The 19,234-nt window shown below is 62.1% G+C and carries 14 protein-coding genes; 8 read left to right on the top strand and 6 right to left on the bottom strand.

Going from position 1 to position 19,234, the window contains the following annotated elements; genetic code table 11:
- Positions 1-3: 3 nt before the first annotated feature.
- Positions 4-1,284, bottom strand: a complete 1,281-nt coding sequence (locus tag JUI81_RS04095; protein ID WP_096480080.1) for a serine/threonine transporter — start codon at positions 1,282-1,284, stop codon at positions 4-6.
- 530 nt (positions 1,285-1,814) lie between these two features.
- Between JUI81_RS04095 and JUI81_RS04100 the strand changes: the two genes are divergently transcribed.
- On the top strand, positions 1,815-2,786 hold the full coding sequence (locus JUI81_RS04100; RefSeq protein ID WP_028940440.1) for a 2-hydroxyacid dehydrogenase: 972 nt from the start codon (positions 1,815-1,817) through the stop codon (positions 2,784-2,786).
- Here the strand turns inward: JUI81_RS04100 and tssA are convergent.
- From tssA to JUI81_RS04125, 5 genes are all read right to left on the bottom strand, one after another.
- Entirely contained in the window at positions 2,783-3,880 is a 1,098-nt protein-coding gene (gene tssA, locus JUI81_RS04105) for a type VI secretion system protein TssA (protein ID WP_204123775.1), read from the bottom strand. The genes JUI81_RS04100 and tssA overlap by 4 nt on opposite strands.
- On the bottom strand, positions 3,877-7,695 hold the full coding sequence (locus JUI81_RS04110) for a type VI secretion protein IcmF/TssM N-terminal domain-containing protein (protein ID WP_204123776.1): 3,819 nt from the start codon (positions 7,693-7,695) through the stop codon (positions 3,877-3,879). The genes tssA and JUI81_RS04110 overlap by 4 nt, the downstream gene beginning before the upstream one ends.
- The gene (locus JUI81_RS04115) at positions 7,692-8,459 is read right to left on the bottom strand and encodes a DotU family type IV/VI secretion system protein (protein ID WP_019579354.1); all 768 of its coding nucleotides are present in this window, start codon (positions 8,457-8,459) and stop codon (positions 7,692-7,694) included. The genes JUI81_RS04110 and JUI81_RS04115 overlap by 4 nt, the downstream gene beginning before the upstream one ends.
- An 18-nt stretch (positions 8,460-8,477) precedes the next feature.
- Positions 8,478-9,809, bottom strand: coding sequence for a type VI secretion system baseplate subunit TssK (gene tssK, locus JUI81_RS04120; protein WP_028940437.1), 1,332 nt, complete (start codon positions 9,807-9,809; stop codon positions 8,478-8,480).
- Between the two features lie 213 nt (positions 9,810-10,022).
- Complete coding sequence (locus tag JUI81_RS04125; RefSeq protein ID WP_204123777.1) at positions 10,023-10,472, bottom strand: type VI secretion protein; 450 nt, start codon at positions 10,470-10,472, stop codon at positions 10,023-10,025.
- Positions 10,473-10,700: 228 nt separating this feature from the next.
- Here JUI81_RS04125 and tssB point away from each other — a divergent pair, with 228 nt between their 5' ends.
- The 7 genes from tssB to tssH all read left to right on the top strand — a co-directional run bounded on the left by tssB (position 10,701) and on the right by tssH (position 19,203).
- On the top strand, positions 10,701-11,249 hold the full coding sequence (gene tssB / locus JUI81_RS04130) for a type VI secretion system contractile sheath small subunit (protein ID WP_026331704.1): 549 nt from the start codon (positions 10,701-10,703) through the stop codon (positions 11,247-11,249).
- 29 nt (positions 11,250-11,278) lie between these two features.
- Positions 11,279-12,766 carry a type VI secretion system contractile sheath large subunit gene (tssC, locus tag JUI81_RS04135; protein WP_019579358.1) on the top strand — a complete coding sequence of 496 codons (1,488 nt, stop codon included), beginning with the start codon at positions 11,279-11,281 and terminating at the stop codon, positions 12,764-12,766.
- Between the two features lie 168 nt (positions 12,767-12,934).
- Complete coding sequence (locus JUI81_RS04140) at positions 12,935-13,432, top strand: Hcp family type VI secretion system effector (RefSeq protein ID WP_007937704.1); 498 nt, start codon at positions 12,935-12,937, stop codon at positions 13,430-13,432.
- Between the two features lie 15 nt (positions 13,433-13,447).
- Complete coding sequence (gene tssE, locus JUI81_RS04145) at positions 13,448-13,891, top strand: type VI secretion system baseplate subunit TssE (RefSeq protein ID WP_019579359.1); 444 nt, start codon at positions 13,448-13,450, stop codon at positions 13,889-13,891.
- Positions 13,875-15,668, top strand: a complete 1,794-nt coding sequence (gene tssF / locus JUI81_RS04150) for a type VI secretion system baseplate subunit TssF (protein ID WP_019579360.1) — start codon at positions 13,875-13,877, stop codon at positions 15,666-15,668. The genes tssE and tssF overlap by 17 nt, the downstream gene beginning before the upstream one ends.
- The gene (gene tssG / locus JUI81_RS04155; protein WP_019579361.1) at positions 15,632-16,657 is read left to right on the top strand and encodes a type VI secretion system baseplate subunit TssG; all 1,026 of its coding nucleotides are present in this window, start codon (positions 15,632-15,634) and stop codon (positions 16,655-16,657) included. The genes tssF and tssG overlap by 37 nt, the downstream gene beginning before the upstream one ends.
- A gap of 2 nt (positions 16,658-16,659) precedes the next feature.
- A complete protein-coding gene (gene tssH, locus JUI81_RS04160) occupies positions 16,660-19,203 on the top strand; it encodes a type VI secretion system ATPase TssH (protein ID WP_204123778.1) in 2,544 nt (847 codons plus the stop codon).
- Positions 19,204-19,234: the final 31 nt, after the last annotated feature.

Here is a 19,234-nt window from a genome sequence, read left to right on the forward strand (position 1 = left end):
GCTTCAGGCGGTGAGCGAGTAGATCAACGCCGAAATGGCCACCAGGCCCACCAGCGTCACGAAGACGTTGGAGGCTTGGCCACGGTAACGCGCCATTGCCGGCACCTTACGGATCGCGTACATCGGCATCAGGAACAGAATCGCCGCGATGACCGGGCCACCGAGAGTTTCGATCATGCCGAGAATGCTCGGGTTCAGGGTCGCGACGACCCAGCAGACCACCAGCATGAATGCCGCAGTCATGCGGTCCAGGGTCTTCGGCGCCGGGCGTTTGCCGCTCTTGACGATCAAACCCTTCAAGCCTTCGCTGGCGCCGATGTAGTGGCCCAGGAATGACTTGGAAATGGCCACGAAGGCAATCAACGGCGCCGCGAAGGCGATAGTCGGGTTGCTGAAGTGGTTGGCCAGGTACGACAGGATCGACAGGTTCTGCGCCTTGGCTTCCGCCAGTTGCGCCGGCGACAGGGTCAGCACGCAGCTGAAGACGAAGAACAGCACCATCACCACCATCAAGAGGTGGGCGCGGGACAGGATCTGCGAGCTGCGCTCTTGGGCATGAGTGCCGTAGCGACGTTTCTGGTCCACCGCGAACGCCGAAATGATCGGCGAATGGTTGAACGAGAACACCATCACCGGAATCGCCAGCCACAGGGTGTGCAGCAGCGCCGACGACTCAGGCAGCGTGGACGCGGTGCTGAGGATGCCGCCATTCCAGTGAGGAATCAGGAACACCGCCAGGAACAGCAGCGCGACGATGAACGGATACACCATCAGGCTCATGGCCTTGACGATCACCTGCTCACCGCAACGCACCACCGCCAGCAGGCCGAGAATCAGCACGAACGACAACACGGCGCGCGGTGGCGGCATGATGTGCAGCTGATGTTCGAGGAAACTGCCCACGGTGTTGGTCAGGGCCACACTGTAGATCAGCAGGATCGGGAAGATCGCGAAGAAATACAACAAGGTGATCAGCGCGCCGGCCTTAATGCCGAAATGTTCTTCCACCACTTCGGTGATGTCTGCACCTTCACGACCGGACAGCACAAAGCGGGTCAGGCCACGGTGTGCGTAAAACGTCATGGGGAACGCCAGCAATGCCAGGATCAGCAACGGCCAAAAGCCGCCCAGCCCCGCGTTGATGGGTAAAAACAGGGTACCGGCCCCGATTGCCGTGCCAAACAGGCCCAGCATCCAGGTGGTGTCATGGCGATTCCAGCTTTCGAGGCTCGCTGGTGTCGCCGCTACATAGCGTTCGTCGACGCTATTGGCCTGATCATTCATCCGGTCGGATCTCCGCTTTCCGGTCACTTGCCACTCGGTCAGGACGCGTCGGAAAAAACCGACAGACATGCTCCGGCCGAAACAGGGGCGGGATTCTCCGCGATAAACGAGCAGAAGCAAAGGCTTAGCTGAGCAATGGTTGTGCGGAGCAGATCAAAGGCCTGTCGCTTTTAGAAAAATAACTGTCGGCAGTGGGTATGCGATGTGTCGTTTTCTGACACGCTTTAGTAAACCCTGAATGTACGGTGTGCCTGACGGACCGCAGTGCCTGATTTTACGACTGCTGCGCAGCCGAACGCAGCCTCGCAGGCTCGACAGCTGCTACGGCAATTTCATCGCGGACAAATCCTCTCCACCTGCCGCGCACTGATCTAGTGTTGTATCTAAGAAGCTCGCCGGTATCGCCAACGCCTGCACAGGTGCTTGCCAACCAATAGCCTATGATCTCGGACCATTGCCAATCTGCTCTGGAGTCAGCAATCTGACGCGACGTTCGAGCCCCGACACTCCGCTGCCCACAGGAGCCCAGCATGACCGCAACCGTTCTGGTACTGGTTGAAACCATCAATGAATACCTGCCGATTCTCGAACATCAAGGGTTTCATTTGATCCTGGCCCCAACCCCGGCCGAGCGCGCTGCCGCCATTGCCCGACAGGGCAGCCAGATCGATGCGGTGCTGACGCGTGGCCCGTTGGGCCTGTATGCCAATGAAATCGCCGCCCTGCCCAACCTCAAGATCATTTGCGTGATCGGCGCCGGTTACGAACACGTCGACCTGCAGGCCGCCGTCAACCGGGGCATCACTGTCACCAACGGTGCCGGCGTCAATGCCTCCTCCGTTGCCGATCACGCCATGGCGTTGCTGCTGGCACTGGTTCGTGACATCCCTCGGGCAGATGCTGCCGTCCGTCGGGGCGAGTGGCCGAAAATCATGCGTCCTTCGCTGGCCGGCAAACACATAGGCATCCTCGGCCTCGGTGCCGTTGGCCTCGCTATCGCCAAACGTGCCGCCAACGGCTTCGATATGAGAGTGAGTTACCACAACCGTCAGCATCGCAGCGATGTGCCGTACAGCTATTGCTCGACGCCTACCGAGCTGGCACGCCATTCAGACTTTCTGATAGTTGCCACCCCAGGCGGGATCGGCACCCAACACCTGATCAACCGGCAAGTGCTCGATGCCCTGGGGCCCAACGGATTCCTCGTCAACATCGCCCGAGCCAGTGTGGTTGTCACGGCAGACCTGATCACCGCGCTCGAACAGCGGCGGATCGCCGGTGCTGCGCTGGATGTCTTCGACCACGAACCCCAGGTACCGGACGCCCTCAAGGGGCTGGCCAACGTGATTCTGACGCCGCATGTCGCCGGCTTGTCCCCGGAGGCCACCCAAGGCACCGTCGAACTGGCCGGCAAAAACCTGACGGCGTTTTTTTCCGGTCAACCGGTACTGACGCCCATTGCGTTGCCGCCACCGTCGACAACCACCCGACTCAATCACTAAAGAACGCCCAACAGTGTCCAGAGTCGTCGGGATTCGGCATCGGCGCTGATCAGTTCGCCCAGCAGCTCGCTCAGGGGTTTGTTGCCCCACTCCACGCCCCGCTTAATCAAATAGGGCACCGGGCTGTGGGGTTCGGTGCGCGCCAGGTACTCGGCGATCAGCAGCAACTGCCGGTACGCCTCTTCACGATTCGCCGGTTCGCTGAACACCTGGGGCACTGCAAGGACTTCAGGCGCGGCGGTCGGGCTGGGGCTCGATGCAGCCACCACTGGCGTTTCGACCGGAGGTGCCGGGGTCGGTTTTCGTGGATGCATGGCGATAAACTCCTGAACCAGCGTCAACAACGCGTCGATCACGTCCTGCAGCGCCTTGAAGCCTGGGGCCTGATTTCCGAGAAAAGCGTCGCTCCACACCGCCAGGCGCTGCAAGTGCTGCTGGCTGAGCAGCAGACTGCCCTGGCTGCGCAACCAGAATGACAACGGTGTGGCGCGAATCTGTTCGGTGATTTTTTTCTGTTCGTTGCGCGCGTTCTCGGCCGAGGTCTTGGCGGCTTTACTGTCGCTGCCCTGCACCTGTTGCAACTGCAACCGGCGCCAGGCGTCCAGACAGAACCCATCGAATTCGTGGTTGCGCGGTTCGAACAACGGCACTCGGGTCAGCAACACTTCAGCGTAGCGTCGAGCCAACCATTCCAGCGGTATCACTCGCCACGACAGGTCGCCATCCTCAGCCTGTGGGTGCAGGTGTTCGGGATAGCGTTCGCACAACCCGGCCACCAGCGCCAGGCTGCCCGGCAACCCATCGAGCCCGTCCTGATGCAGCCAGGCCTCCCCCAGCCAGGCGCTGAGCATCAAATCCTTGCTGCGTTCGAGCAGCAGGCTCGTGGCCAGTTTTTCCAGCTCCGGCCACTGGGCGCGCTTGATCGACGACTGCCACACCCCCGTCGGCAAACTGGTGTCATCCTCGCGGCGCAATTCGCGCAACCGGTCGAACTCGGGTTCATAACGCAAATCCTGACCACAAGGCGCCTCCTTGCTGATCGGTTCGAGCAGTTGCGCAATCAGTTCCGGCAACGGTGTTGATGGTTGATTCACAGGCCCTCCTCCTCATGGGATTCAATCGCCGCGGTTGAGCGCGTCACCAGGAACGGTGAACGCGGAGCCCGGGTCGGCAAGGGCTGGATGGACAACGGCAATTTCGAGCCCTGGGTCATCAACGACAGGCGCACAAACATCAGGGTTTGCTCCGCTGCGCTGGCCTGCGTGGTCACGGGCAGGCGCAAGGTCAACGGAAAATCCGTGTAGTCCATGCTGGGTTGGCGTTGCACCGACATGTGCGATCGCATCAAGCGCAACAGCGACCATGGACCGCTGTACTCCCAACCCGCTTCCAGATCCCGCACCACCAGGCTCGGCTGTAACGGATCGTTGGCCGGACGCTGATAGCCATTTCTGGCCCAACGCAAGGTCAGCCGGACTGGTTGGCCGACCATCCAGCGCAGGTTCTGCTGAGCCTCGCCGGGGTAGTTGATCTGTTGATTACCGGCATTCAAGCCCCAGGCAATCACCTGGTCGGCACCGCGCTCTTCCTCCCGATCGGTGCGCCAGCGCACATCCATCTCCACCCCCAGCACGCCGCTCTTGTCGCGCACGAACATCGGCCCCAGCCAGGTGCTGGCTTGCTTCAGACGATTGAGAAAGTCCTCGGCGGCCAGGCGTTCCGGGGTCTGGCTCGGAGCCAATCCGGCCTGCGCCACCGGCAAACGCTTGTCGATCAGCTCCAGCAAATGCTGGACCCGGGCCGGGTCGGCGTCGCTGGCCTGCAAGCCATTGGCAAACGGAAAGCGCTCTGCCAGGTACTGGTTGAAATAATTGGCCAGCTCATTCCAGGCCGCCGCAGCCTGCTGCTGTTGCAGGAACTGGCAGCGTTGCATGGCGGTTTGTTGCAGATCCACGGCGCGCAATGCCAACGTTCCGCGCCCGCCGGACAGGTTGGCGGTTTGCAGGATCTGGCCACAGGACGCGACGTCCATTTCGATGAAGTCGCGGCTCACCAACTGCTCGATCTGCGCTGGCGAACTGGCGGGGTTCTGTTCTTTGTATTTGAGCAGATCATCGTTGAGCGCACTGAACTGCGTCACCCGTTCGTAATCCAGTGCCGAGAGGTTCTGTTGCTGGACTTTCAGCCATTCCAGCGCCGACGTGCGGCGTTCGGTGATGCCGAGCATGGTGTTGAACTGCTGCTTGAGGCTCAGTTTCAGATCCTGAACGTCATTGGCGCCGTACAGTTGCAGGCCGAAGTTTTTCGAGCCGTCCCACTGGCTGATTTCGGTGCGCCCGCTGAACAGCGGCTGGGCGACGATTTCATCGAGGCCACTGACGATGTCGGCCAGGGCGCGGCGGTTCAAAGCGGTTTGCAAACGCGTGGCCAGATCGCTGCGGCGCACTTCGACAAAAGCCTTTTGCAAGGCAATCGCCTGAGAGGCCTGCACATTGAAGACACCACTTTGGACCTGCGCATTGTGCTCGCGCAGGCTCGACAACATGGCCTTGACCACCGCGCCTTCGGCCGCTTGCAGCAACGCGCCGCGATACGCCGGGGGGATGCGCGGCAGCTCTTCGGCGGTATAACTCTTGTAACTGGCGAAGTAGTTCAGCGCACTGTCGAGGTCGTCGCCATCAACACCGCGCCCCTGTCCATCCGGGACGTCGGACTGATCCGCCTGCAAGGCGATGGCGACGAAATCACGCTTGAACAGTGCCTGCACCGCGTTGTTCAACTGCACCACATGCTCCTGCAAGACCAGTTGCCCGCTGCCTTGCTGAATCAGCAAATTGTCCCTGGCCCCGGTCTGGGTGATCCACTGGTCACGAAAGCTCTGCTGCAACTTCGACGCCTGTTGATCCAGTTGCTGTTCGACCTGCGGACCAAGCAATGTGCTTTGGCGCACCTTGTCCATCATCGCCCGGTAACCGGGCACCAGATCCTGTCCCTTGCCCCGGCTCCACGCCGAGTTGGTCAAGCCGACCAGCGCTTGCAGGTCGTCGATCAACGCCCGCAGATCTTCCAGCTCGGTGAGGGAATTGCCGCTGCCGACCTCCAGCCGCTCCAGGTGCAAACGTAGATAACCGGCCTGACGGACAAAGTTGTCAGCGAGAAAATACTGGTCCAGCCAGCGCTCCATGAGCCCGAGGAAGTTTTCCTCGATCTGCGCGCGCTCGACGGTCAGGTCCAGCGGCTTCAACTCACTGTTGTCGGCATCCAGCAGCGCCCGGTTGTAAAAGCCGGCGCGGTGCAGAGTGCCTGCGTTGAGGTTCAGCGACAGGGCGTTGTTGCTCAGCAACACCAGGTCTTCGAGCGGCGCCTTGGTGTTGTTCAGCGCCTGACTGAACCACTGGTTCTGCTGCTCCAGACTCACCGCACGCTCGACCAGCTCCGTGGCCTTGACGTAGTTTTGCCATTGGGCCGGGTCTTCGCTTTCGACGTTGCCCCGTCGTTCGGTGTTGCGAATGGTCTTGAGTTGCGCCAGATCCGCGCTCAACAGATCGCGCAGCGGCAACAACAAGTGACTTTGTGCGGTCAGGCGCAATTCGTTCTCCAACTGCGCATCCAGCGAGGAGAACCAGGAGGTCGGAAACACCACCGAGGTGAAGCGCCAGCGCTGCGCCTTCTCCAGCACCCGCCAGAAACCCTGGACGTTGCGCCGGGTCGCCTCCAGCCGATGAGATTCATCCGTGACCGCCACGTAATTTTTCTGCGCCCCTTGCATCAGACGCGACAACTCATGGGCATCCTTTTCCGAGTCCTGCCACACCCACAGCATGCCAGCGCCCCAGAGCAGCGCGACCACCAGCGCCACCCCACCGGTCACGCGCTGCCAGCGCTGACGCAGGCGTAACAGACGCGGCACCACCTGAGCCAGACCGCGCTCGGCGACCACCCGCCGCTGCCACAGTTGCCGGGCGAAAGCGCTCTGCTGCAAGCCGGTGTCGTAGGCCGAAAACCCGTCGGCGCTGTCGTCCGAGGGCTGGTTGGCGGTGAAATAGACACCGCGAAAACGCGGCGCCTCGCCTTGCGCATTACCCTGGAAAACCGGTTCCAGCAAGGATTGCAGATTGCGCCGCAAGGCTTCGAAGCGTTCCGGCAAGCCGTACAGATCGACGCTCAACTGCCCGGACAAGGCGCCGATTTCGATGATCGATTCCGCCAGGGCCCGGTTGACCTGATCCAGCGCCTGATCGCTCCATTGCGCCTGCCACACCGCATCAGGCCCGTAGGGTGAGGACCAACCGAGCGTACGTTCGCGAGCCTCGACCGGCAGCGCGCTAATCAACTCCTGAAAACCCGGCAACTCTTCCATGCCGGTAACGACCACGTACACCGGCAGGCTCAAACCGAAGCGCTGCAATAGATCGATAAAACGTCGACGCGCCGCCAGGCCGAGGGCCGCCGCCTGCTCGGCATTGCCCAGCCGACTGATCGACACCGTCCAGATCACGCCGTCCAGCGGACGCTGACTGCGCAAGCGCAGGATCAACCCCAGCAAGCGCCACCAGCCACCCCGTTGCAGGTGCATGCCTTCATCCGGCAAAAACAGCGCCTGGGGCACCACCAATACGGCACCTTCGGGGTCCGACCACCAGCGACCGAACCAGCTTGGTTTGTCGGTGGGCTGCAAGCGCCACTGGGTGCACAACTGCGTGCCCTGAGTCTCGTTGCCGAGCAACAGCAGCCAGGGAATCTGGTAGCGATCCCGGGTGCCCTGCTCCTGCTCCATCTGCCGCACCGCCAGGTAAAAACTGCGGATCGCCGCGCCGCTTTGCGTGCGCAACCACCAGACCGCCACGGCGACAATCGCCAGCACCAACAGCACGACGATGATCAGGCCGATAATCCCCAGCGTGCTCATGAGTCTTGCTCCGAGGTGGCCACCGAATCGGTCAGTTGCAAGACCGGTTCGAGCTCCTGGCGAATGTCACGCCAGAACAACTGCCCCAAACCGGTCAGCAACAGGACCACGGCAAGAATTCCCAACCCCAGGCGAAAGCCATCGGGCAACGAAAGACGCACCGGCAATTGCAGCGGCGTTACCGCTGAAGGTTGTTCGAGCCGGGCACTGACGTCGGCATAATCCGCCTCGTGCTGCCAGGCAAAGGTGAACAGCGCCAGGCGCCATTTTTCATGCTGGGCCTGATTCTGTTCGCCCCGCAGACGCCCCTGAAAGCCCAGTACCAGGCACTGCAAATAGACATTGGCCAGATCGCGCGTGGTGGGAAGCTGCTCATCCAGCAGTTCCTTGATCGCCAACGGTATACGTTCGCCGGCCTGACGGCTGGCGTACATTCGCGATTCCAGGGGTTTTTCCTGCCAAGTGGACTGACCCGGCCACGACGTGAACAGCAAGGTTTCATCGACCAGCGCGACAAAGGCATAGACCAGCGCTTTGACTTGTTCAGTGGCGGCGTCACCGACTTTGGCGAAGGCCGTTCGCCAGAGGCGTTGGGAGATTTGCGTGGAGAGTTCGACCACCGCTTCCACCAGCGCTTCGTCTTCGCTGTCTTTGGGCAACTGGCTCCAGTCCTGGGACCATTGCTGCCAGGCCTGGCGAAAAGCGCTGCTCAGCGGCGCTTCGTTCAGGCCTCGTGTACCTGTCCCGGCATTCCCCTCAGACATATGACGTTCCTTCCTCGATCAAGCACTTTCACTCGCCTGGGCCACAAACAACACCACTTGCCATGGACTGCTGGCCAGCCTGGAAGCCGGTGCGGCAATCAGCAACGGCAACTGCCCGTCGAACCATTGGCCTTCGGCCGTCACCACGAACAACCGCGTATCGTCACCGACGCCGTAGGCCACTTGCTCATTGCGACTCATGGCCTGATGGGACAAACCGCTCATGCGCTGGCGGCTGAGCAACGGGATGTGCGGCTGCGAGGCGATGATCGCGCCGCTCAGCCATTCGCTGGCGGCCTGCTCGCTGGCGCCATTGGGCATGCGCAAACCGATGACCAGCCGTTGGCTCGGTTGGTCGTCGGGCAATTGAATCGAGAAGGATTGTTCGTTGCGCTCGAACGCCAGGCTGCGATAGCCGGCGCGGATCAGTTCGAGGGTCTTTTCCAGCCAGTCGAGCACCGCTTCGTAGCCGCGCTGCAACTCCAGAAAATCCAGCGGGGCGAACGCCGGAACACCCGCCAATGGATCGAGCGCCGACCAGGCGCCGGTCAGCCCGAGCAACGAGCCATACAGCGCCTGCGGCGTGGCCACGCGACTGTTCAGCAGACCTTCGACTTCCGGCAACCGCGCCCACAGCGCCGTCAACTGACGCCGGATTTCCATCGAATCATCCTGATTGCCGGCCTGCTGCGCCTGGCGCAAACGACCGGCGAGGAACATGCATTTCTCCCGCGCCCTGGCACACAGTCCCGCCACGCGCCGGCCCACCACCGACTCGGGCAACAGGCACGGCGTCGGCGGTGTGTAAGGCAACGCTAGAAAGCCGCCACCTTCCTTGCGAATCCTCAGCAGCGGCAGGCAGACCGAATCGGCCTTGTTCAGTTGCGTGCACAAACGCGGATTCGGACGCCACACCGTGATCGATTCAGGGTACTCGCCGCTGGTGAGATCCGGCAGCGCATCGCCGACCACCGACTGCAATCGCCCCTTGAGCGGCAGCAACTGACCGGCACGCCACAGCGGGCTGACCGCCAGGTAAACGGTGACGGTGGCATTGTCCGTGGCATCGATCGCCTCACTGACGTCGAGCTCCAGCATCGGCCCGACACCGGCCTGCAAATTGACCGGCAAACCGTCCGGCAACGTCGCCTGCAAATTGAGCAGGCGCACCAACCCGGCGCTCAATGCCGAGGGATCGAATTCAACGCGGGTCACGCCCCAGAACCATGGATTACATGCCTGGGCGAAATGCGCTACCAACGCCTCGGCCCGCAGCCCTTGCAACTGAAAATGCTGGGGCAACAACTGCATGCCCTCATGCCAGCAAACCGCGTCAGGAAGCAGACTCATACGACTCCTTTCGACCTCATGTGGTGCCTGACTTGAACATCAGCCCCTGTGGGAGCAATCCTGTGGCGAGGGGGCTTGCCCCCATTGGGTTGCGAAGCAGCCCCAAAATCGCTGATGCACCAACAATCTTGTGAGTGCTACGCACTCAAACGGGGCGGTGCTGCGTTCCGACAAGCCCCCTCGCCACAGAGCCCCCTCGCCACAATTTTGTGTTCAGTTCGGGTGGTCGCTGACCAGTGTCATCTCGCGACTGTCGAACTTGAGCCAGGCGTTGCTTTGATCGTCCAGCCGCAACCGGTGTGCTCCGGGAGTGGTATAGCTGGCGAAGACTAAAAGTCCAGCCGCCCGCTTGCCCCCCAGCGGGAAGGGTTGTTTGTCGATGAATTGACCCGGAACCAGCTCCAGTCCCCAGACCGTCATCAGCTGTCGGTAGTCGCGCTGATACTGCTCACGTTCGGCGAACCACTGGCGGGCGGTGATGCTCGACAATTGCTTGAGCAGATCCGTGTCGTTCACCGCAATGAAGTCCACCGCTATCGGCGTGTCGTCGTTGGCGCGGGGCGCGACGTCCAGCGTCAGGCTATCGAGATCGACGCGAGGCCCGAACAACGAACACCCGGCGAACGACAGGAGCACAAGCAAAGAAAAAAGACGTGCGTACAAAATGAATTTTCCTTTTCTCGACACGGTCCAAAAACGTTTTTCGTTTGCTTTTTTATAGACCTGTTCTAGCGTCTTGGGTAGTTCGGTCGGCACGACGAATGTGGAAGGTTCGTCAAAGGAATGACAGGTCCTCTGCCCTCCCTTTCTAACCTACGGTCCAGTAAGGGAATGCGATGAAACGGGCCTCCCGATGCATTGCACCCGCCTCATGCATCGGAGTCAGCCACCATGGCAGAAAGTACTCAGCACAAGCTAGACAGGGTTCGCCCACCCCGGGTGCAAATCACCTACGACGTCGAAATCGGCAACGCGATCGAGAAGAAAGAATTGCCATTGGTTGTCGGTATTCTTGCCGACCTCTCCGGCAAGCCTCTCGAACCACTCCCGAAATTGAATGAACGGCGTTTCACCGAAATCGACCGCGACAACTTCAATGAAGTCCTCGCCTCGATCGGCCCGCGCGCCACCTTGCAGGTCAACAACACCCTCAGCGGCGACGACAGCAAGCTCAACATCGAGCTCAACTTCAAACACATCGATGACTTCGATCCGGTCAAGGTGGTCGAGCAAGTCACGCCCCTGCGGCGCCTGTTCGAAGCTCGCCAGCGTCTGCGCGACCTGCTGACCAAACTCGATGGCAACGATGATCTGGACAAGCTGCTGCGTGACGTCATTGCCAACACCGAGGGACTGCAAGAGATCAAATCGGCTCGTCCGGACACCGCCGCTCCCGCTCCTGCTGGCGACAGCGAAGCACCGGCTGAACCGCAAGCCTGATCGCTCATCCACCCAGGGAGAATTTTGCCATGCCCGCCTCATCCGCCGCCCAGACCCAAGCCAGTGACAGTACGACCGAGACCTTGTCCTTGCTCGATGAAATAATCGCCAAAGGCCGCATGGCCCATGACGACAGCCAACAGGATTACGCCCGCGACATGCTCGCGGAATTCGCCACCCAGGTCCTCGATGAGGGCATGGCCGTCGACAAGGACACCGTGGCGATGATCAACGACCGCATCAGCCAGATCGACGAGCTGATCAGCGCTCAACTGAACGAAGTGCTGCACCACCCGGACCTGCAGAAACTTGAAGCCTCCTGGCGCGGCCTGCACTTGTTGGTTAAGAACACCGAGACCAGTTCCCGGCTGAAATTGCGCCTGCTCAACGTGACCCAGAAAGAGCTGCAAAACGACCTGGAAAAAGCCGTCGAGTTCGACCAGAGCGCGCTGTTCAAGAAGATCTACGAAGAGGAATACGGCACCTTCGGTGGCCATCCGTTCAGCCTGCTGGTGGGTGACTACACCTTCGGTCGGCACCCGCAGGACATCGGCCTGCTGGAGAAACTGTCGAACGTCGCGGCGGCCGCCCATGCGCCATTCATTGCCGCCGCGAGCCCTCGGTTGTTCGACATGAACAGCTTCACCGAACTGGCCGTGCCACGGGATCTGTCGAAAGTGTTCGAGAGCCAGGAGCTGATCAAGTGGCGCTCGTTCCGTGAAAGCGAAGATTCGCGCTACGTGTCGCTGGTGCTGCCGCACTTCCTGCTGCGCCTGCCTTACGGTCCCGACACGTCGCCGGTGGAAGGCATCAACTACGTCGAAGACGTCAATGGCAGTGACCACGGCAAATACCTGTGGGGCAATGCCGCGTGGGCCTTGTCGCAACGGATCACCGAGGCCTTCGCCAAATACGGCTGGTGCGCGGCGATTCGCGGTGCCGAAGGCGGTGGTGCGGTGGAAGGCTTGCCGGCCCATACCTTCCGTACAACCTCCGGCGACCTGTCGCTCAAATGCCCGACCGAAGTGGCGATCACCGACCGTCGCGAGAAAGAGCTCAACGACCTCGGATTCATCGCCCTGTGCCACAAGAAAAACAGCGACGTGGCGGTGTTCTTCGGCGGCCAGACCACCAACAAGTCCAAGGTCTACAACACCAACGAGGCGAATGCCAACGCGCGGATTTCGGCGATGCTGCCGTACGTGCTCGCGGCCTCGCGTTTCGCGCACTACCTGAAGGTGATCATGCGCGACAAAGTCGGCAGCTTCATGACCCGCGACAACGTGCAGACCTACCTCAACAACTGGATCGCCGACTACGTGCTGATCAACGACAACGCGCCGCAAGAGATCAAGGCGCAGTACCCGTTGCGTGAAGCCCGGGTCGACGTGACCGAAGTCGCCGGCAAACCGGGAGCCTACAAAGCCACGGTGTTCCTGCGGCCGCACTTCCAGCTTGAGGAACTGACCGCGTCGATCCGCCTGGTCGCGACCCTGCCGCCACCGGTAGCCGCCTAAAGTCGGTGAAACCTCTGTGGCGAGGGGGCTTGCCCCCGTTGGGGCGCGCAGCGGCCCTTGCTTTTAGGTCTGCTGCGCAGCCCAACGGGGGCAAGCCCCCTCGCCACAGGTTAAGGGTTCGGCAACCGTTCACGTGTCTAAATTGAATTTCTTCAGGAGTTTCATGCGATGGATGCAATCATTCTCGACCTCGGCGGCGACATCAAAGGCGATAGCTTGCTTGAGGGTTACAAGGACAAGATCGAAGTCATGTCCTACAGCCACAACGTGGCCATGCAGGTGACCAACGACGTCAGCAACTCGGAGCGCACCTCCGGCAAGCCGCACATCGGCGAGTTCACCCTGACCAAGTTCGTCGACAGCTCGACGCCTTCCCTCAACGAATATTGCTGCGCCGGCAAACCGATCCCCGAAGCCAAGATCACCATCGGCCGTAACGCCGCCGAAGGCAGCGGTCAGCTGATGCCGTTCATCATCTACACCCTGACCAACGTGGTGCTGTCCAACGTCAGCGTCAGCGGCGGCACGGGTGGCAAACCGGTGGAAACCATTTCCCTGAACTTTACCAAGATCAAGTGGGAGCTCACCGCCCAGAAAGACGACGGCACCAAGGAAGGCACGGCCGCCTCGACCTGGGACATGGCCGCCAACAAGCTCGTCAAGTAAGCGGACGCGTCGGCCATGGCAGGCACCGGCATGCTCCCACCGTTGTTCGAGCGCCTCGCCGCCAGCGAGGTCGACACCGTGCAGGTGTTCGATCGCCAGGGGCTGCTCGACTCGGTGCACACGGAGTTGCTGCGCCTGTTCAACACCCGACGCGGCTCACGTCCGCTGACCTCTCCGCCGAGCATTCTCGACTACGGCATCGCTGACTGGACTGCCTTGCAACAGCAGCGCAGCGATGACCGTCGTCAGTTGGCACGGGAAATCCGCGAGGCCATCAGCCATTTCGAACCGCGCCTGCAACTGGGCGAGGTCCAGGTCAATCCGGTCCCCGGCCATCCGCAGCAACTGAGCATTCGGCTACTGGGCGAGTTGCGCAGCGGCCAGCAGCACTGGCCCGTGGCATTTGTCATCGAGAAGGCCAGCCATGGCCTTGAGGTGCGTCATGAGCGACTCGATTGACCCGCAACTGCTCGACTACTACCAACGCGAACTGACCTGGCTGCGCCACGCCGGGAGCATTTTTGCCGAGCGATATCCCAAGGTCGCCAGACGCCTGGAACTGTCCCCCGGTGAATGCCCCGACCCGCATGTCGAGCGGCTACTTGAAGGTTTCGCCCTGCTCGCGGCACGCTTGCAACGGCGGCTCGATGACGACTACGCCGAATTCAGCGACGCCTTGCTCGAACAGCTTTACCCGTTGGCCATGCGGCCGTTGCCGTCCTGCGCGATCGTGCAGTTCGAGCCGGACCCGAGCAAGGGCAACCTGAACGATGGTTATCCATTGCCGCGCGATACACCGCTATTCGTCACCACCAGCAAAGGCGAGAGCATCCATTTTCGCACCAGCGCCGCGGTTCGATTGTGGCCGGTGGAAATCAACGAAGCGCTGCTGCTGGGCAGCGATGAAGCACAGGCCCTGACCGGTGTGGCGCAGGCGCGTTCGGCCCTGCGCCTGAGCCTGCGTTGCCTCGGTGAAAGCCAGTGGGCGACGCTGGCCATCAAACAATTGCGCGTGCACTTGGCCGCCTCGCCGGTGATCAACGCCTGCCTGTATGACCTGCTCGGTGCCCACGCGGTGAAGGTGCTGGCCGGACCGGTCGGCAGCGTGCCGGTCATGCTGGCCGGGCTGCCGCAGATCGTCGGTTTTGCCAGCGACGAAGTGCTGTTGCCGGACGAGGATGGTGTGCATCCGGGCATGCGCCTGCTCGCCGAGTACTTTGCATTCCCGGACAAATTCAACTTCTTCGACATTCCATTGGCCGGCGCCGCCAGCGACAGCCAGACGCTGTACCTGTACATCGTGTTTGACCGTGCCCCGGCCAACCGCCTGCACCTTCAGGCCAGCGACTTCGCCCTGGGCTGCGCACCGGTGATCAACCTGTTTCCACGAACCTCGGAGCCCCTGCGCCCGGACGGCACCCGCAGCGAGTATCGCCTGGTCGCCGACAGTCACCGGGAAAACAGCGTCGAGATCCACAGCATCCGCGCCATGCGCGCCAGCTCAAGCCAGGGCGTGCAACGGGTACCGGCGTATTACGGCAGCCAGCATATCGGCGGCGACAAACAGTGCTATTGGCATGCGCGACGGGTCAGCGGCATGACCCCGAATCGGCTGGGCACCGACCTGATGGTGAGCCTGGTGGACACCCGGCTCGATCCGCTGACCGAGGCCAGCGAATACAGCCTCACCGCCGAACTGCTGTGCACCAACCGGCATCTGGCCCAGAGCCTGCCGGCCGGCACCCCCCTGGGTTTCGAACGACCGGGGCCGGTGGCCTGGGCCCGTTTGCGCAACCCGCCGAGCCCGCAGAGTTTGCCGCGACTGGATGGCGAATCCCGTTGGCGGCTGGTGTCGCAACTGACCCTCAATCATTTGTCACTGGTCGAGGGGCCGCAAGCGCTGGATGCCCTCAAGGAAATCCTGCAGTTGCACAACCTGCGTGACGAGGCCAGCGCCTTGCGGCAAATCGACGGTTTGTTAAGCCTCGGCTGCGAACGGGTGATCGCCCATGTTGGTGAAGACGCCTGGCGCGGCTGGCGCAATGGGCTGGAGGTTCAGCTGCAACTCGATCCGCAGCATTTCGTCGGCAGCAGCGCGGTGTTGTTTTCCGCGGTGCTGGCGCAGTTCTTTTCACTCTATGCCACGGCCAATCGCTTCGTGCGCACGGTTCTGGTCCAGTCAGACAAGGAGGTCAAGACATGGCAACCCCAAGCCGGCATGCCGCTGTCCCTCTGAGCCTGAGTCAGAAGCTGCGGCGCGATCCGCAGGCGTTCCAGTTGCTGCAAGCATTGTTGCTGCTGGAGCGCGAACACCCGCAAGCCGAATCCCTGGGCAGCGGCACCGCCCCCCAAGCGGAAGCCTTGCGCCTGCGCGGGCCGCTTACGCCGCTGTTTTCCGCCAGTGAAATCGAAAGCCTGACTCAGGAAGCTGACCAGCCACCGACGCTCACGACCCCAGTGTTTGGCCTCGGCGGGCCGGACGGCCCCCTGCCCTACGCCTATCAGGAATGGCTGCAACAACGGGCCCGCGCCAAGGACTATGCCCCGGCCGAATTCCTCGACCTGTTCCAGCATCGCTTGCTCAGCCTGCTGTACAAGGTGATGCGCAAACACCGGATCGCCGTCGGCTTCACAGCCCCCGGCGCATCGCCGGTGCAGGCGCAACTGCGGGCGCTGACCGGGCTGTTGCCCAAAGCCTTGCAGGAACGCCAGGCCGTACCCGACTCTGCGGTACTGGCGTGCAGCGCGCTATTTGCCGACGGTCGTCGCTCCCTGGCCGGCTTCGCCGCGATCGTGCGCGAGCACTTCGAACTGCCGGTAGAACTCAGCGCCTATGAAGGTGCCTGGCGGGAAATCCCACCGGCCAGTCGCAGTCGACTGCAACCGGGCGGGCGCAACCTGCAACTGGGCCGCAACGCGGTGGCCGGCACTCGGGTCTGGGATGAACACGCCGGTATCCGCCTGACCCTCGGCCCGCTGACCTCGGCGCAGGCGGCGCGGTTTCTGCCGGACGGTGAAGCCCATCCGGCGCTGGCCAGTCTCAGCGCGCTGTATTTCGGCCCCGACCTGGATTGCACACTGGTGCTGTTGGTGCGCGGTGCCAGTCCGATGAAACTCGGTCGCCAGGCACCGCCCCTGCTCAGTTGGAATGGCGGCCTGCAACGCCAGACCAGCCTTGCCGTGCAACGGATCGAAACCCGCCTTCGTCAGCTGGAGATCACCTGAACATGGAACTGGCCAGTCTGATCGGACGCCTCAACCCGGACAACCGCCGCGCCCTCGAACGGGCCGCGCAGCGCTGCCTGCAACGGGGTCATCATTACGTCGAAATCGAACACTTGCTGCTGGAGTTGCTGGACATCGAGGGCGGCGACTTCGCCTGGCTGCTGCCGCGTTTCGGGCTGGAGCGCGATGCCCTGACGGCGGAAATCAACAAGGCCCTGGAACTGTTCAAATCCGGCAGCACCCGCACCCCGGCGCTCTCGGCGCACACCATCGGCCTGCTTGAAGACGCGGTGGTTCAGGCCAGTGTGCTTGGCCTGGAGAGCATCCGCTCCGGTTTGCTGCTACTGGCCCTGCTCGACCGTGATGAACGTCGCAGTCTGCTGCTCAATAGCGCCTCGTCGCTGTTGAAAATTCCACGGGAAGCCTTGCGCAGTAATTTGCTGGAGTGGACCGAAAGCTCCCGCGAACACGTTGGCGGTACGCGACCGGTCAGTGCCGGCCATCCGCAACCGAAACAGGATTCAGTGCTCGACCAGTTCACCCAGGACCTGACCGCCGATGCCCACGCCGGGCGCATCGATCCCATCGTCGGCCGCGACGGTGAGATTCGACAGTGCATCGACATCCTGCTCCGACGTCGGCAGAACAACCCGATCCTGGTCGGCGCACCGGGGGTGGGCAAAACGGCGGTGGTCGAAGGCCTGGCCTTGCGCATTGCCGCCGGCGATGTACCACCGTCATTGCAGGAAGTCAGCCTGCGGGTACTCGATCTCGGTTTGTTGCAGGCCGGTGCCGGGGTCAAAGGCGAGTTCGAGCAGCGGCTCAAAGGCGTGATCGACGCGGTGCGCAGCGCCGACAAACCGATCATTCTGTTCATCGACGAAGCCCACACCCTGATTGGTGCTGGCGGCGCGGAAGGCGGCAGCGACGCGGCCAACCTGCTGAAACCGGCGCTGGCCCGTGGCGAGTTGCGCACCCTGGCCGCGACCACCTGGCTTGAGTACAAAAAATACTTTGAAAAAGACCCGGCCCTGGCCCGGCGATTTCAGTTGGTGCAAGTCGAGGAGCCGGACGAAATCACCGCCGTGGAAATGCTCCGTGGCGTGGCTGCGAAACTGGAACAGCATCACGGTGTGCAGGTGCTCGACGCGGCGATCCACGAAGCGGTGAAACTGTCCCACCGCTACATCTCCGGGCGCCAGTTACCGGACAAGGCCATCAGCGTGCTCGACACCGCGTGTGCCCGGGTCGCCCTCGGTCAGCATGACGTGCCGCCACCGCTGGAAAGCCTGCGTCACCGCCAGCAAAGCCTCAAGGAGGAAGTCGAACGCCTGCGCCGCGAGCAGGCCACCGGGCTCGATCACCGTGAACGCATCACCCTGCTGGAAACCGAATCCGTGGGTAACGTGCAGGCCATTCGCGAACTGGAAACCCGCTGGAACGAAGAACGGATCGCCGTGCGCGAACTGCTGGAAACCCGCCGCGAATTACTCACCTTGAGCGAACGCGCCGACAACGATAAACCGGACGAAGCAACTGATAGCCGCATCGATCATCTGGCCGCCGAACTGGTGCGCCTGGAGGCCGGTCTGGACGCCATTCGCCAGGACGATCCGCTGGTACCGGAACAGGTCGACGGCAAAACCGTGGCCGCGGTGATCGCCGGCTGGACCGGCATCCCGGTGGGCAAGATGCTCGCCGACGAAGCCCATGCCGTACGCACCCTCGGCCAGCGCATGGGCCTGCGGGTGATGGGCCAGAGCACCGCGCTGAACACCATCGCCCAACGCCTGCAAGCCTATCGCGCCGGCCTCACCGACCCGCAAAAACCGGTCGGCGTGTTCCTGCTGGTCGGCCCCACCGGCGTCGGCAAAACCGAAACCGCTTACGCCCTGGCCGACGCACTGTATGGCGGCGAACGCAACCTGATCAGCATCAACCTTTCCGAATACCAGGAAGCCCACACCGTCAGCCAACTCAAAGGCGCCCCGCCCGGCTACGTCGGCTACGGCAGCGGCGGTGTACTCACCGAAGCGGTGCGGCGCAAACCCTACTCAGTGGTGCTGCTCGACGAAATCGAAAAGGCCCACCCGGACGTGCTCGAAGCTTTCTACAACGTCTTCGACAAAGGCGTGATGGAAGACGGCACCGGGCTGGTGGTGGACTTCAAAAACACCGTGATGCTGGCCACCAGCAACGTCGGGGCTGAGTTGCTGCTCGACACACCGACCGCGCAACTGGGCACCGATGCCTTCAACGAAGCGCTGCATCACGTGCTGCTGAAAGCCTTTCGCCCGGCGTTTCTGGCGCGCATGACGGTGGTGGCGTATCGGCCGCTGGATGAGGCGACGCTGGAAGGGATTGTGTTGGCGAAGCTGGAGAAATTGCGCGGGCGGTACAAGGCTGCGACCGGGAAGCAGTTCGAGTTCGATGCCGGAATTGTGCAGGCGGTGTTGGCCAAGTGCAGTGCTGCGGGTGCGAGGGATGTTGAGAATGTGTTGATGACGCAGGTGACGGGGAAGTTGGCGGAGTGGGTATTGGAATAGGACGTCGCGCAGTTGAGCGCACCCGGTGGCC

This window comes from Pseudomonas sp. 008 (assembly GCF_016861935.1).
Lineage (GTDB): Bacteria > Pseudomonadota > Gammaproteobacteria > Pseudomonadales > Pseudomonadaceae > Aquipseudomonas.